13 protein-coding genes are annotated in these 15961 nt (G+C 42.0%); 4 read left to right on the forward strand and 9 right to left on the reverse strand.

Annotation, left to right across the window (positions count from 1 at the left end):
* Positions 1 to 288 precede the first annotated feature (288 nt).
* Positions 289 to 480 carry a hypothetical protein gene (locus DP117_RS19935; RefSeq protein ID WP_169219953.1) on the reverse strand — a complete coding sequence of 64 codons (192 nt, stop codon included), beginning with the start codon at positions 478 to 480 and terminating at the stop codon, positions 289 to 291.
* Between the two features lie 405 nt (positions 481 to 885).
* Positions 886 to 1755: a hypothetical protein gene (locus tag DP117_RS19940; RefSeq protein WP_169219998.1), complete on the reverse strand. Its 870-nt coding sequence runs from the start codon at positions 1753 to 1755 to the stop codon at positions 886 to 888.
* A gap of 338 nt (positions 1756 to 2093) precedes the next feature.
* Between DP117_RS19940 and DP117_RS19945 the strand changes: the two genes are divergently transcribed.
* Positions 2094 to 3626, forward strand: a complete 1533-nt coding sequence (locus tag DP117_RS19945) for a YifB family Mg chelatase-like AAA ATPase (RefSeq protein WP_169219999.1) — start codon at positions 2094 to 2096, stop codon at positions 3624 to 3626.
* Between the two features lie 87 nt (positions 3627 to 3713).
* Complete coding sequence (locus DP117_RS19950; RefSeq protein ID WP_169220000.1) at positions 3714 to 4289, forward strand: Uma2 family endonuclease; 576 nt, start codon at positions 3714 to 3716, stop codon at positions 4287 to 4289.
* 94 nt (positions 4290 to 4383) lie between these two features.
* Here DP117_RS19950 and DP117_RS19955 read toward each other — a convergent pair whose 3' ends face one another.
* The 4 genes from DP117_RS19955 to DP117_RS19965 form a co-directional block, all read right to left on the reverse strand.
* Positions 4384 to 6003 (reverse strand): TAXI family TRAP transporter solute-binding subunit, encoded by a 1620-nt coding sequence (locus DP117_RS19955; RefSeq protein WP_169220001.1) that lies wholly within the window; start codon positions 6001 to 6003, stop codon positions 4384 to 4386.
* 995 nt (positions 6004 to 6998) lie between these two features.
* A complete protein-coding gene (locus DP117_RS19960) occupies positions 6999 to 7442 on the reverse strand; it encodes a hypothetical protein (protein WP_169220002.1) in 444 nt (147 codons plus the stop codon).
* A gap of 105 nt (positions 7443 to 7547) precedes the next feature.
* Entirely contained in the window at positions 7548 to 7742 is a 195-nt protein-coding gene (locus DP117_RS35435; protein WP_211176213.1) for a hypothetical protein, read from the reverse strand.
* Positions 7743 to 7838: 96 nt separating this feature from the next.
* Positions 7839 to 9476, reverse strand: a complete 1638-nt coding sequence (locus DP117_RS19965) for a CTP synthase (protein ID WP_169220003.1) — start codon at positions 9474 to 9476, stop codon at positions 7839 to 7841.
* Between the two features lie 158 nt (positions 9477 to 9634).
* On the opposite strand from DP117_RS19965, the gene DP117_RS19970 reads away from it, so the two are divergent.
* Entirely contained in the window at positions 9635 to 11506 is a 1872-nt protein-coding gene (locus DP117_RS19970) for an N-acetylmuramoyl-L-alanine amidase (protein WP_169220004.1), read from the forward strand.
* Between the two features lie 315 nt (positions 11507 to 11821).
* Complete coding sequence (locus DP117_RS19975) at positions 11822 to 13666, forward strand: FG-GAP-like repeat-containing protein (RefSeq protein ID WP_169220005.1); 1845 nt, start codon at positions 11822 to 11824, stop codon at positions 13664 to 13666.
* A gap of 815 nt (positions 13667 to 14481) precedes the next feature.
* Here the strand turns inward: DP117_RS19975 and DP117_RS19980 are convergent.
* From DP117_RS19980 to DP117_RS19990, 3 genes are all read right to left on the reverse strand, one after another.
* Positions 14482 to 14925, reverse strand: a complete 444-nt coding sequence (locus DP117_RS19980; protein ID WP_169220006.1) for a Spy/CpxP family protein refolding chaperone — start codon at positions 14923 to 14925, stop codon at positions 14482 to 14484.
* 70 nt (positions 14926 to 14995) lie between these two features.
* Positions 14996 to 15319, reverse strand: a complete 324-nt coding sequence (locus DP117_RS19985; protein ID WP_169220007.1) for a hypothetical protein — start codon at positions 15317 to 15319, stop codon at positions 14996 to 14998.
* Positions 15316 to 15903 (reverse strand): sigma-70 family RNA polymerase sigma factor, encoded by a 588-nt coding sequence (locus DP117_RS19990; protein WP_339381332.1) that lies wholly within the window; start codon positions 15901 to 15903, stop codon positions 15316 to 15318. Before DP117_RS19990 ends, DP117_RS19985 begins: the two co-directional genes overlap by 4 nt.
* Between the last annotated feature and the right edge of the window lie 58 nt (positions 15904 to 15961).

The raw sequence follows: 15961 nt of genomic DNA on the forward strand, positions 1-15961 counted from the left end.
AATTTTCAACGAAGTTATCGCATTTGTCCCCTAAAAATTGGGCAGGCTTTAAAACCTCTCGATTTATCGTGCGGTCAAGACGCGTATCGCAATAAGCGAGAAGTTTGAGCGGAGGTTTCCTCCGATCAAAGCTTCGGTACTGCCCAATTTTTTCGTGTAAGACCTCGTTATCAGCTACAGTCACGCTATTTTGAACAACAACGCTTCTGCACGACTTGTTAACAGATTGAGGTTGTATCCCTCCGTGAGAGTGGGATACAAGATTATATACTTTTTTCGCTTCGTGCTTTAGAAAAAAGGTACTGGGGTGTCACTTGGCAATCCTTGCACGCATTCAGTAGTCATGATAGTTTGCAAATCATCGATTTTGATATCATGCAATACATCAAAATAAGTATTTGTGAAATAGTTAATAAGATCCTCGTTTGAAGACTCTTGCTCAAGAGTAATTGTTGCTGTGGTCATAGTTGCAGTAGTCATCGCTATATCCTCCTTAAGTGGTTATCGCATTTGTCCCCTAAAAATTGGGCAGGCTTTAAAACCTCTCGATTTATCGTGCGGTCAAGACGCGTATCGCAATAAGCGAGAAGTTTGAGCGGAGGTTTCCTCCGATCAAAGCTTCGGTACTGCCCAATTTTTTCGTGTAAGACCTCGTTATAAACTCAGGACTTACGCACGAACAACGTAAGTGTAGTCCGCAGCCATTAAACGCAAGCATAAGCCCTATGTCTAAACGACACGCTACGCTTATGCCTAGGCGGCAAGCCTTGCGCTTACGTAACTCGTTATTTTTACTGGCGCGTAAGTCTAAAACTGTCTAAAGCTCTCGATTGACGTCCCAACAGACTAATTAACAAGGAAATACCCCGTTCTTAAGGACGGGGTTTAGTCCCTATAATCAGATTTCAATTCCTGCTTGTGAGGTAACTCTAGCGGTTTCAATATATGCTTGAGTTCCTGGTCTGATATGTAGTCTTCCTTGGGTGGGCTAAAGCGCAACAATGCAGTTTCATAACAGACTTTCGCTACGCGCACTTGATCTTGAGGAGTCAATTGTGTAACAAATTTGACTGTCTCCTCTATATGCTTGACTTCAGCGCCAACGCCACTGTGTATGCGCAGCCAGCGTGTTGCATTGATACCTGGTGGTAAAAAGGCTTGCACACTCTGGATGTACTCCTCTCCTAGAAATGTTCCTAGGCGTTCGCTCACATAGGAAAAGCCAACACAATCAATTGGATCGGGCGCTTCTACAGTTTGGGTGAAGTAATCAACCAAAACCTTTATGGCAGATGGAACAAGTACTTGCACAACGGACTGTGCATCATATCCCATCGACTCAATATCAAGCAGAGCAAGTCGGTCATGACCTGCCTCATCCTTGACTTTCTGTGCAGCCCACTGTGCCAAATTCTTGCGACCACATGCAGCAAAGCCTTGAGCAGCTTCTTCCATCAGTTGTGAGGTATCGCAGCTTGAATGATAAGCAGCTGCAAGCTGCCATACCCAACGTATAGGCGTCAGGGCAGGTGGTCTACGCTCTGACTTCACTGCATACCAGGCATATGCAATTGCCTTATCTAAAAGCTTTTGGGTTTTCGCTATGCTGTCTGCATCTATCGTCTTTTCGGTGAAGGAATTGCTGCCTCCTACAGGATTGGGTTGATGCACCCAAGTACGGTTGGTAGTCTTCATCAGGACTTCGCCAGACTGAATACACCTTGATTCAGTATTAACGAAAAAGTCATTATGCATGGTTCGTTTTGCACTCCCATATCTTCCAGCATCTTGATCTGTGCCTCTGCTACCGAAATATGTGCAGGTGGCTTGCTATGAGATGGCTTCTTGGGTAAATCCAACTGTTCATGCCGCATTCGCTTTTAGATGCTTCAATTTTGCATCTACAGCGGGCAAAGTAAATCGACTAAATTTAATCATCTATTTTTATCTCACAAGAGAATATTAACATAACAACCGCATCATCTGTGAAGAGTTTTGCTGAAAATTGTTTGTGTAGTTTCACTCATGCCGATTTACCGATTCGTTTGCTAGAGATTCTATAGGTCTAATGTTCTTGATCAAATAGTCAGCACATGCTTGCCAGAGTTTGGAGTGGATCAATTGTCGGCATCGACGCTGTTAAAGTGGGCGTTGAAGTGGACGTTTCAGGAGGTTTGCCGGGAATTGTCATTTTAGGACTCCCAGATGCAGCAATTCAGGAAGCCAAAGAGAGAGTCAAAGCAACTCTCAAGAATGCTGGTTTTGCTTTTCCTATGCGAAAAATAGTGATAAATTTGACACCTGCTGATTTACGCAAAGAAGGTCCATGTTTTGATTTGCCAATCAGTATAGGGATTTTGGCGGCTTCTGAGCAAGTTAGTGCGTGTTTATTAGGAGACCATATTTTCCTAGGTGAAGTTTCTTTGGATGGTAGTTTGCGTTCTGTTGCGGGTGTCTTACCGATCGCTGCGACTGCTCAAAAGATGGGAATTACTGGTTTAGTTGTCCCTGCTGATAATGCACAAGAAGCTGCTGTGGTGGAAGGATTGGCAGTTTATGGCTTCAAAAACCTATCTGAAGTCACTCATTTTTTGAATCATCCAGGGCGTTACAAGCCTGTGCAGGTAGATAAGACTTTAGAGACGTTACATACAACATCTCTACAAACATTAGATTTGAAGGATGTCAAAGGACAAACTCATGCCCGTCGTGCTTTAGAAATTGCGGCAGCTGGTGGACATAACTTAATCTTTGTGGGACCACCTGGTAGTGGTAAAACGATGCTGGCACGACGTTTACCAGGTATTTTGCCTGCATTGTCTTTTTCAGAAGCTTTGGAAGTGACTCGCATTCACTCAGTTGCTGGTTTGTTGAAAAACAGAGGTTCGCTGGTGCGCGATCGCCCTTTTCGCAGTCCCCACCACTCAGCCTCTGGTCCTTCCCTCGTCGGTGGCGGTAGCTTTCCTCGTCCTGGTGAGATTTCTTTATCACATAAAGGTATACTTTTTCTCGACGAGTTAACAGAATTTAAAAGAGATGTGTTGGAATTCTTGCGTCAACCTTTGGAAGATGGCTACGTGACAATTTCTCGAACCAAGCAATCTGTTATGTTTCCAGCTCAATTTACTTTGGTTGCGAGTACTAATCCTTGTCCTTGCGGTTACTACGGCGATACAATTGGGCAATGCACCTGTTCGCCAAGACAAAGAGAGCAATACTGGGCAAAACTTTCTGGACCTTTGATGGATAGAATTGATTTGCAAGTTGCAGTGAATCGCCTTAAAGCAGAAGAAATTACCCAACAACCGACAGGTGAATCATCAGCAAGCGTGAGGGAACGCGTGCAACAAGCACGCGACTACGCATCTGATAGATTTAAAAATGAACAAAATCTTTCTTGCAATGCTCAAATGCAAAGTCGTCACCTTCAGAAATGGTGCAAGCTAGATGATGACAGTCGCAATATATTAGAAGGGGCAATTAGAAAATTGGGTTTGTCAGCAAGGGCGAGCGATCGCATTCTTAAGGTGGCACGAACTATTGCAGATTTAGCCCTTGATGATGAGTTAAAGATGCACCACATTGCTGAAGCCATTCAGTACCGCACAATCGATAGAATGCAATAGTTTGAGGCTTTCCGAACGACAGTGATGTAGAACAAAATGGATATAGGTTTGTAACCCAGTCAGCGAACAAAAACGAGAGATACTTCTATGACAGCACTTACATTAAACCTCAATTCTGTCATTAAACTGACAAGAGAGCAGTTTTATCAATTGTGTGAAGAAAACCCTGATTTAAAATTAGAACGCAATGCCCAAGGAGAGTTGATTATAATGCCACCTACGGGAGGAGAAACAGGAAAAAGTAATTCTACTATTAACGCTCAAATATGGTTCTGGAACGACCAAAATCAATTGGGCGAAGTTTTTGATTCATCAACTGGATTTACTTTACCTTCAGGGGCTGATCGTTCTCCAGATGTTTCTTGGGTGAAAAAATCTCGTTGGGATGCTTTGACTAAAGAACAAAAAGAAAAATTTATTCCTCTATGTCCTGATTTTGTCATTGAGATACTTTCACCTAATGACAGCTTGAGAAAAACTCAGAATAACATGCAAGAATATATGGAAAATGGATGTCGTTTGGGTTGGTTGATAAACCGAAAAAAACAGGAGGTAGAAATTTATCGTCCAGGACAAGAGGTGGAAGTTTTAAAATTACCTCAAACTCTTGATGGGGAGAGTATATTACCTGGTTTTGTACTCAATATGCAACGAATTTGGTAAAACTTCATAGTGTAGATTTCAGTCCTCATATTCATATACTTATAAAAAAGGTAAGGACTATTCCACAAGCTGCTGCTGCAGTCCCTTGATTGATTTAAGTCTCAACCGCATTGATTGAATTCGCTTTGAGTGTTTGGTCATTTTTGACATGATTTGTGCGATTGTGAGAATGTTTTGGTGTCAGCGCCATCAACGAAATCAGAGTTAGCTGCATGAGTTCCACATATGTCTCAATGTCAACCTGATCTGATAGCAGCATGTCTCGATACTGCTGTTTGATATGACTCAGCTTTTTTAACGCCTCCTCTGGATTTGTTTGCAAGGTTGCTTGCCATTCATCCAGCAGCAGCAGAGTCTCCATGACAAACTTTTTGCGGTGCTGCTCTAGTAGTCTACGACATTGATCTGTAAAAGTCTGTGTTTTTTGCCGCAATTGCTCGTAAACTTCTGTTGTCACCGCACCTTCAACAAACATCAATCGATGCTCTTGACTAAGAGCTTCAATACCATCTAAAGCTTGCTGGGGATCGTCTGGCAAGAGTGACTTGAGCTCATTAATCCGGTTAGTAGTTGTAGTCACCATCTTCTTAGACTTTTGTCTGTGCCACTGTCGTAATAGTAATCCTAAAACGCTAGTTGTGGTCAAAATGAAAACTCCAGCTTGTAAATCACTGTTATTTTCCCAGAATCGCATGAACGCCATACGAGGATCACCGTGTTCAAAGACCTCTTGTGCTGCTGGGTGTATGTCAAACAGACCTTTTCTCAGTAAATCTTTGGGTTCTTCGTCTTGCAGTGCAGGATAGAATTGGGAATAGGTACGAGCAGTGGAAAGAATAGACCAAGTAACCAATGCAACTTGCTGTCTCTTCATGTCAGGGCGAGTCACCAAAACAGTAGCAGTAGAAAGAGTTGGTATGTCCTTGTCTGGAACCGGTGGACGCGAGTTATAAGTTCCAATAGGAAAAGTTGCGCTTTGGTACGAACCAGGGTTGAAAACTGTCAAGTGGTTCACTAATGGAGGTTCGATAGGAAGTAGCCTTAAGTCAAGATTATTAACAAATTGTTGCCTTAGCTTTTTACTCGCACCAAGACTTCCTACATAAATAACTGCATCCACCTGCCCATATTTCAGTTTTTTGAATGCTTCATCAAAACTAGAGTAATCTGGTTGAAAAGTGATATGGTTTGTTTTGAGCAATTTGTCAGCAGTGAAACTCATGCCGCTACCGGGAGTATCAACAGCAACTCGCTTTCCTTGAAGGTCGGTAAACGTTTTTAAGTCAGAATCTTTCTTAGTAATAACGTGAACATATTCGTTTGCCAAAATTGCAACTGCTTTGACCTCTTCTTTACGCATTGCCTCATTAGCAACATCTAACTGTACGATTGCAAAATCGACTTGGTGTTCACGCAAGCGTTTTAAGTTTTGCACAGACCCTTGCGAGTCACGATTCTCAACAGAGATTTTAACCGTTTCCTTGGTAGATTTTTGAATTTGCTCAGCTAAGCTGTAGTAATAACTGCCAATATTTCCACTGGAAATAGTAATGCTATTTGAGTGTGAACTGCAACTGCTTAAAAGAACTCCTCCTGCTAAAGCACTTAGCAAAAGGAAAACTGCTTTCGGATGATAGATAAATTGAACACGTTTTAATGTCATATTATCTAGCAGATTTGCCCAACTTTCTCTGCTAAAAAGTTCAAGTATCATTTTACTCAATAGCCTCTATGGCTTTGTTTTCTTGAAAGAGAATTTTACGAGGAAAGACTAGCCAGTCAAAATCATTCTTCTCAAGTCTTCACTCAGATTTCTTCAGATGACGCCAGAGTTCATCTGAAGTTTCCCCCAGTTAAAAAGCGTGCTTTGTTTAGCTAAAGCAGCTTTCAAAAATTTTTTCAACCGCTTTACGCCTTTACAAATTGTCAAAGAGGCGTCGCAATCATAAGATGTTAATGCCCATTTTACCTTAACATTGATGTGCTTACAGTTCCACCCTGTACATCCGTACAGTCTCGGAAGTATCAACGCCTGTATTAATTGTGTAGTAAGGCTTGCGAGCTTTTTTTCTACATTTATACGCGGACACTTCAGGTTAATAATTTGCAAAAATAGTTCATTATCCTCCTGCTTGCTTGAAATGTGGTAAAAATCTGTTGGTGAAGGAATGGACAAGGAAAGCGCTAGTCATACGTTCCTTGTTTCTCAAAGCTGGTGTCTGGCGTGGAAAAGGAAGTCTTTGTGTAGCAACTAACTAGAACACCGATTCACTAATCCCACGCAACCCAGTTTCTGTTACCGGGAAGACCGAAATAATACCAATTCAAAATTCAAAATCACCGAAGATTGGATCGGAGGAAACCTCCGCTCCAACTTCTCTCAAAATTCAAAATGAAGAAAACCAGACATAACAAGCGTTTGGGAGTGTGTATCTGTCGCTTTTTTTTTAAATTGGTATAATTAATCAATTGTCAATTATCAGTTATCAATTATCAATTATCAATTATCAGTTATCAGTTATCAGTTCAAGAAAGCTGCTTATTTTGATAACTGTGTACTGTGTACTGTGTACTGTTCATTGTTCATTGTTCACTGATAGCGGTGTTCTAGCTTGAAAATAGAGTTCACACCGTTTCTCTAAACTTTAACTACAGATTCAATCAGGTTCATAATTGCCCAAAGAGCGTTACTACAGACAAAGTGTAACCTTAATTTCGAGAATTGGTACCAGCTAAAATATATCCAGTTGTTTGCTGAATATATTCCAAAATTTTTGTATAAGATTCTGGATTATTGAGAGGGTGAATGATGATAGAAACAGTACTATTTGGTAGCCAAAAAGTTATCCTACCGTTATTTGGTTCATAGCGAAAGGAACTAATACAATTAAGATTGATAATATATTCGTTTCTTTCATAAAGAATTTTCACCCAATACGATTTCTCAAATCCCAATTCTTTAACCTGTTCTACAAAATTTAGAATTTTTTGATAGTCTTCTGGGTTACTTTTAAGGTTAATAACTATCGGGATAGCACAATCTGGTAACCAGAAAGTTATTCTGCCATTCTGTTCACGACAAAAAGCTGTAACACGTTCAAAATTAATGACATATTCATTTCTTTCATAGAAAATTTTCACCCAGTACGACAAAATCCCCTCAATCCCCTAGTTTACAGTAACAACTATCAAAGCTACACTCATAAATGATTTTAGATTGTGTCATTCATAGTTTGCCATTAGCCATTGACAATCGAATTACAGCCTTCCTAAATAGGATGTGAACACCTTCTTCCTCTTCCTCTTCTCTTTCTTTTCTTCGCGTTCTTTGCGCTCTTTGCGGTTCGTTTTTTTTATTTTTTGTTCACGACCTATCTGGGATTGCTGTAATATATCGTGGCAGAAATAAAGCAGCCATCCACAATCAGTGAAAAAAGCTTGCGGTTTATTCATTTTGAGTTTTGATAACGCAGCGTGTGATACGAAGTGCCATGTTTTGAATTTTGAATTCCAAGGATTCGGTACTAATGACTAATGACTTATGAGTATTTAAGATATTTGTGCTGCTATTTGTGCTTGAGACGAAGGATAAGAACGAGCAATCGCAGCTTCGATAAAACCTTTAAATAAAGGATGAGATGCGCTGGGACTTGATTGAAATTCTGGATGAAATTGGCAAGCAATAAAGAAGGGGTGGTTAGAAAATTCAATAATTTCTACTAAGCGTCCATCGGGAGAAGTCCCACTAATGACATAACCTGATTCTACAAACATATTGCGGTAAGTGTTGTTGAACTCGTAACGATGTCGATGACGTTCATAAATCACTTCTTCTTGGTAAAGTTTGAAAGCCAGAGAGTTAGGAAGCAAGCGACAAGGATATAAACCTAAGCGCATTGTCCCGCCTAAATCAATGACATCTTGTTGTTCTGGCAACAAATTAATGACTGGATTTTCGGTATGAGGTTCAAATTCAACACTGTTAGCATCTTTTAATCCTGCTACGTTGCGTCCCCATTCAATGACTGAACATTGCATTCCTAAACATAAACCTAAGAATGGGATTTGGCATTCTCGAGCATATCTAATTGCACCAATCTTACCATCTACTCCTCGAATGCCAAAACCTCCTGGGACAACTATGCCATTCACACTTTTTAGATAGGTTTCAACATCTTCGGTTTCTAAGTTTTCTGAGTTTACCCAACGCAGGTGCAGTTCGCTACTCATTGCAATTGCTGCATGACGCAGGGCTTCCACGACTGAAAGATAAGCATCACTCAGCTGTACGTACTTACCTACAATCGCAATTTCTACTCGATGAGTGGGACTGTACAATTTTTCTACGAGTGTTTGCCACTGCGCTAAATTAGGTTGATGTTGTTCCATGTTCAGCAATTCTAGTGTTTGCTGTGCTAGTCCTTCTCGTTCTAAATTCAGCGGAACTTCATAGATACTCTTGGCATCTTGAGATGGGATGACGCATTCTACAGGTACATCGCAAAATTCTGATAATTTGTTTTTTAAAGATCTTGGCAGTGGGCGATCGCACCGACAAATTAAAATATCTGGTTGAATACCAATAGATCTGAGTTCTTTGACTGAGTGCTGTGTTGGTTTCGTTTTCATCTCACCCGCTGAAGCAATCCAGGGTATCAAAGTAACGTGCATGTACAACACATTTTGCCGCCCGACATCTTTACGGAATTGACGAATTGCTTCCATAAAGGGTAATGATTCAATATCCCCCACTGTACCACCTATCTCTGTAATAACGACATCAGGATTCGTATCTTTTGCAACCCTCATAATCCGTTCTTTAATTTCATTTGTGATGTGGGGAATAACTTGGACTGTGCCGCCATTATAATCACCACGACGCTCTTTATTAATGACGGCTTGGTAAATTGAACCAGTTGTCACACTGTTCAAGCGCGACATGGAAGTATCAGTGAAACGTTCGTAATGTCCCAAATCCAAGTCTGTCTCAGCACCATCTTGAGTCACAAAGACTTCACCATGCTGAAAAGGACTCATTGTTCCTGGATCGACATTAATATATGGATCAAGTTTGAGAATTGATACCGAATAATTTCTTGACTTGAGCAATCGTCCCAGACTTGCTGCTACAATTCCCTTACCAATACTAGAAACAACACCGCCAGTTACAAATACAAACTTAGTCATAGTATTTTTCATTTCGCGCAACTTCTAACAATACACCCCGTCATTGTGCCACAGTCACCCTCTTTGGGGAATTCAAAATTTTGAATGCGTGAATTTGAGCTTTGGGGTGCTTAGCTGTCCTGTTTTTGTCAATTCTTCTTCTATTTTGATATTTTGACGTGAAATTACTTTTAGGATTAGTATTATTCAGCTTGTTCGCTACCCCCTCTGTCACTTTGGCTCAAAAACAATCCCTAATGGTTGTTTTTCCTAAAACAAACTACCAAACAACTTCACAAAAAATATTCTTTATTGGCACAGCACCACCAAATGGAGAAGTTCTCGTCAATGGTAAACCAATAACCCGTAGTAAATCTGGTCATTTTGCCCCAAGTTTCCCTTTGCAGCTGGGAGAAAATCTTTTTACTGTCCGCTACCAAAATCAAGAAATCCAGATTCAGGTGACAAGGGTTTCTACTCAACCGGAAATCCCACAAGGATTAGCCTTTGCTAAAGATTCTCTCACACCAGCGGTGGATGTTGCCAAACTTCCAGGAGCACAAATCTGTTTTAGTGCGATCGCCGCACCGAATGCGACTGTTTCTGTAAAGTTAGCAAATCAAACTGTTTCCCTTTTTCCCCAACCTCAACAAGCACAACTCCCAGCAAATTCTGCCGCCTTAACAGGGCAAAACCAACCTTCCACCCAGACTAACGCAGGTAAGTATCAGGGCTGTACAACAGTTTCTCAGTTTAGTTCTCTGCTTTCGTATCGCAATAACATCGCCTCTGGTGCTACTGTCGATAACGATCGCAAAAATGTAGATTTAGGTAAACCAGAATTTCAACTCACGCTGAATGGCAAAACAATCACTCAGCCAGGAACTGGAAAAATCACTATCCTTTCACCTGCACAGTTGGAAGTTGTGGAAGTTATAGCAGATTCTGGTGTTGCTCGCACCGGTCCTAGTACAGATTATTCTAGACTCACGCCTCTACCTAAAGGCACACGTGCAGCAGTGACAGAACACGAAGGTGAGTGGTTACGTTTAGACTATGGCGCTTGGATCAATCGTAAAGAAACCCGCACTTTACCAAAAGCAATTCCTCCACAGACAATTATCCGTAGTGTTGGCTATCGTAAACTGCCTGGTGTGACAGAGATGGTTTTTCCGCTGCAAGTTCCTGTTCCTGTGAGTGTGCTGCAGGGTGAGCAAACTTTTACTTTGACTCTTCATCACACCACTGCTCAGACTGATATTATTCGCTTAGATGATGACCCTCTGATTTCTCGCTTAGATTGGCAACAATTACCACCGACTTTAGAAGGAGGACAAGGAGGAGTACAGTACATCTTTAACTTGAAAAAAGCTCAACAGTGGGGGTATAAGCTAAGATACGACGGTACGAGTCTGGTGCTGTCTTTACGTCACTCTCCCTTCATCTCCTCTGCTAGCGGCGGTGAAAGAGGGAGATTATTCAAAAAGCAACAGCTGTTATCTGGTATTAAGATTTTACTCGATCCAGGACATGGAGGTAAGGAATCTGGCGCAGCCGGACCAACAGGTTACTTAGAAAAAGATGTCAATCTCGTAGTTTCTAAGTTAGTGCGTGATGAGTTGTTGAAGCGAGGCGCGACAGTGGTGATGACACGAGAAGATGATAAGGAAGTGTCGCTAAACGATCGTGTGGCAATGATTGATAAGGAAGAACCGGCGATCGCTATTTCCATACATTACAATTCCTTACCAGATGCAGGCGATGCCGAAAACACCAAAGGAGTAGCAACCTTTTGGTATCATCCCCAAGTTCACAGCTTTGCAGTCTTCATGCAAAAGTATATTGTTACCAAATTAGGACGACCATCCTATGGTGTATTCTGGGATAATTTAGCACTGACACGTCCAGCAAGTGCGCCGTCAGTGTTGCTGGAATTAGGTTTTATGAGTAATCCTAACGAATTTGAGTGGGTGACAAATTCTCAGGAACAAAAGAAGTTGGCAAAAGTCATAGCCGATGGAATCGTTGAGTGGTTCCGTAGCGTCCGCTGAGTTGTTGAGACAAATCTTGTTGTACTTAACTCAATATACTTTCTGTTGTGAAAAGTCGCTGTTCGACACATGCCATCGTTTATGACCAAGTATCTCATACTCTGTTTAATTTTTTATGTAATTTCTCATACTTTATTTAATCTTATGATGAAGCAAGTTGCTATTTCAAGTATTAGTTTATACAATAGTTGAGGCTATGTTATAGCTGGCTTATGAGTAGCATCTACAACTAACGGTCTTCTACATAACCATATAGTTGAGTAGTGGACCTCAAATCTTTGCGAAAACACTTTATTATTACACAGAGGATGAGCCATGGTACAGTCTTTAAATGTTTCTGGGACAACTAACTATACTGCTGGCAGCGCCAAAGTTGTTGCCTCCAATTTGAGCATTTCTGACACCGAGAATGGCACCCTAAATGGTGCATCAGTCATTATCAACTCTAACTTTAAGTCGAGTGAAGATCGTCTTGGCATTGCTGGACAAGAGGGTACTAGTGGCACTGTTGAAGGTCTAACCTGGAATTATAACACAACTACTGGAGTTTTAAGCATAACTGGTACAGGTACCAACGAAACTTACCAGAAGGCGCTACGCCAAGTTACCTACAGTAATAGCAGTAGTTCTCCCACTACAACAGCACGTAGCATCGAATTTACTTTGGGAACGACCTTAGCAAGTGCAGACAACAACCACTTCTACGAGTTTGTCTCTGCTGAAAATATTAGCTGGACGGATGCTCAGTCTGCAGCTTCTGGTCGTAACTACCTTGGACTTCAAGGTTACCTGGCAACTATCACATCTTCAACAGAACAAAACTTTATCCAGGGCAAAGTTGAAGGAAACGGCTGGATCGGAGCCAGCGATTCTGTTACCGAAGGGGAGTGGCGTTGGGTAACAGGACCAGAGGCTGGAACCCTGTTTTGGAATGGAAATGAAAATGGTAGCGCTGTTACTGGTCAATACAACAACTGGAATTCTGGTGAGCCAAACAACCTTTTTGACCAGGAAGACTACGGTCACGTCATTGGTAACTCCAGTATTGGTCAAACAGCACAGGGTAAATGGAATGATCTTTCCAACGACAATCTGACCAATCAAGAATATAGCGTTAAAGGTTATATCGTAGAGTATGGTGGCTCAACAGGTGACCCAACTCTAAAACTGACTGGGAGCGTCACTCTTACCTTGACTGATGCTTCAACGACTTCTAAGACTTCCAAATTTGATTTGAGTGGTGATGGTAAACCGGATATTTTTTGGCGGAATTCTCGTACTGATGAAACTGCCGTCTGGAAATTAAATGGTACCACATTAGAAGAGTCAATTGCACTTCCTAAAACCTTCAACCCTGCCTGGGAAATTCAAGGTCAAGCAGACTTTACAGGTGATGGCAAAACAGATGTCTTGTGGCGGCACTCTAGTACTGGCGAGAATAGCATCTGGGAAATGGATGGTACCACCTTTAAACAGGCAACCTTAACGACCACAGTCACTGATCTGGCGTGGGAAATCAAAGGTCAGACCGATTTTACAGGTGATGGCAAAACAGACATCTTGTGGCGCAACAGCCGCACAGGTGAAAATTCAATCTGGGAAATGGATGGAACTGTTCTCAAACAGTCTACCTTGCTGACCACAGTTACAGATACTGCTTGGCAAATCAAAGGTCTAGCAGACTTTACAGGCGATGGCAAAGATGAAATTCTCTGGCGCAATAACCGTACTGGCGAGAATGCTATTTGGCAGCTCGATGGTACTACCTTCAAAGAGTCCTCCACCGCGCTAACCACAGTTACGGATACTGGTTGGGATATTGTCGCTCAAGCAGACTTTACAGGTGATGGCAAAGTCGATATCCTTTGGCGCAACTACCGCACAGGTGAGAACTCTGTTTGGCAGATGGATGGTACTACCCAAAAAGACTCTATCTCACTGACTTCAGTTGCGGATACTCGCTGGGAAGTCGAAGGTGTGGCAGACTTTACAGATGATGGTAAGATTGACATTCTCTGGCGCAACTATGGTACTGACGAAACAGCTATTTGGCGGATGAATGGTACAAACTTAGAAGAGTCTGTTGCACTCGCTAAAACTGGTAGTACTAATTGGGAAACTAGTTTCCCATCCTCCTACCCGGCTCAAACGGTTGCATAGTACCAAATTCACTCTGATTTAATTTGATCAAAGGCGTGGTAAGCACAGGTTTGTTTGCTACGCCTTTGAGTTTGTAGTTTGTTTGAACAAATTAGAACCAGTCGTTTCAAAATGTCTAATTGAGCTGTGCATCGTAAGCATTGGTAACACAGCAAGTATTCATCTTTTGTGGTTTATTGGATGAAAAGGGCAATCCTCATCCAGGCGGAAGTTTACCATGCTTAACCCGCAGCGACTCAATAGACTTCTTGCAAAAGTCAAAAAACGTGAATGTCATTAGTCGCGAAACGCAGTGTAGCGTTAGCGCAGCGTGTCTGAAAGACATAGAATCTCCGCCAGATGTTTCGCTCCGCTCAACATGACAATTCAAGCATTTTTGCAATCTTGTCTAATGGAATGCAAATGTATTGAGGGGCGTTGCTGAATCAGGATATGAATTGTCATTTTGTTAGCGCAGCGTGCCCTCCGGGCAGCGTAACGCAGCGTAGCGGTTCCTCTTAGGAACTAGTGAAGCGAAAAATCTTGCAGATGCTTCATTTCGCTCCGCTACATTCAGCATGACAAAACTGAATTCATACTTCAAATCAGCAACGCCTATTGAGGAAGATTTGCCTGAGTTTGAAGTCAGGTAGCCCAGCTATACATGTTAGCCGTCTTTCCAAGCTCTTGGTGATTAGCGATATGCATGATTGCGTCTGTTGCTCCTTTGCGATCGCCTAAATCAAAGGGTAGCGTTCACGTCTTTCCTTCCTAAAAGCTGCAACACCATATTTTGCCTATCTTGTCAATCTCGTTTTGCTTTGGAGGTTGATTTACTATCGTTTCTTGTACATTTGCTCAGCAAACTTCTGCCGTTGTTCTGGGTTTAAAACTTCTCGAATGGCAAGTGTATTGTTAAACTGAACATCAGCAAGTTCCTGTCTGAGCGCTCTGAGTTGGTTATATTTATCGCGCAGTTGGTCTTTAGAAGCTGTCCCTGCCATCAGAGCTTTCAATTCCTCCTGTGCTTGACGAAGTGCCTGTCTTTTTTGAGCAATTTGGTCTTTGGATTGAGTACGAATCGTTTTAATTTGTTCCATCTGCTGGGGTGTCAGGTTCAAATCCTTCAGCCACCCAGATTTACCACGTTGTTGACGAGGGGAAGGTGTCGGGTTTTGGGCTACGACGTGAGATGACAGTAAATTTGGCTTGACAAAGGCAATACTACCACCAAGGGTCATGATCGTAGCTGCAATGATGAAAGTACGACGGAGCAACATAGAATTTATCTCTCTTATCTGTTAGTGTTTGAATAACAAGTTGTGTAGATTAATCGATCATTGAGTCGGGTTAAAAAAATCTATCCCGTTCTGGACTGACATTAATTATGCATTGCCAATTGCTTTCAATGAATGTTTCTAAACTGGCAACTTCAGCCGCACTTGGTTGAGTAGGTGCTAAAGCACGGTAGCCAACTACAGCAGCCACTAAAGAAGCTGCGATCACGCCTGGAACCAACCAAAGCCGTGAGCTGGGGCGCAAAACTTGCATGGGTGAAGCTTGTACATCCTGTAAAATCCGCTTTTCTAAATCTGGTGATGCAGGCGGGATTTGAGTGCGATGTTGACGCAGAAAATGAATTAGGTCTTTGTCATCATTTGGAAACTCACTCATAATTGCACTCCTTGTTGCTGAAGAAATTGACGCATAGCAGCACGGGCGTGGAATAAGCGTGACTTGACTGTTCCCAAAGGAATGTCCAAGATTTGCGCTACCTCTTTTTGAGGCACTTCCTCTAAGTCATGCAAAACCAAAATCGTGCAATGGTCAAAGCTTAAGCTTGCGAGTCCCCGCTGCACTAAGTCTTGATAGTGTAAATCCATTAAATCCGGGGCATCTTGTTGAATAGGAGTCTTTTCAGTAAGATTCTGCAATTGAGTTCGATTTTGAATTGTTGAGTGTCGCTGATCACAAGCCACATTCCAAGCAATTCGATAAAGCCAGGTGGAGAATTTTGCCGTTCCTCGAAACTTAGGCAAACCTTTCCAAGCTCTCAGAAACACCTCCTGCACCAAATCATCCAGACAAGATGGATCGCACAGTTGATAGAGAATTGATCTCACCCGTTGCTGATGGCGACGGTAAAGCTGACGAAAGCTTTCGGAGTCGCCACGAAGACATTGTTGCACCAGGTAACTATCAGATTCACTTTCTGAATTGCCGTTGAATTGACTTTTGTTTGAAACCTTAAGTGGCACAACTAACACCTGAGAAGTTCCTCTCTATCCGTTACCGAAAAAGTGGGTCTAAAGCCCC

Origin of the sequence: Brasilonema sp. UFV-L1, assembly GCF_012912105.1 — a bacterium.
GTDB lineage: Bacteria > Cyanobacteriota > Cyanobacteriia > Cyanobacteriales > Nostocaceae > Brasilonema.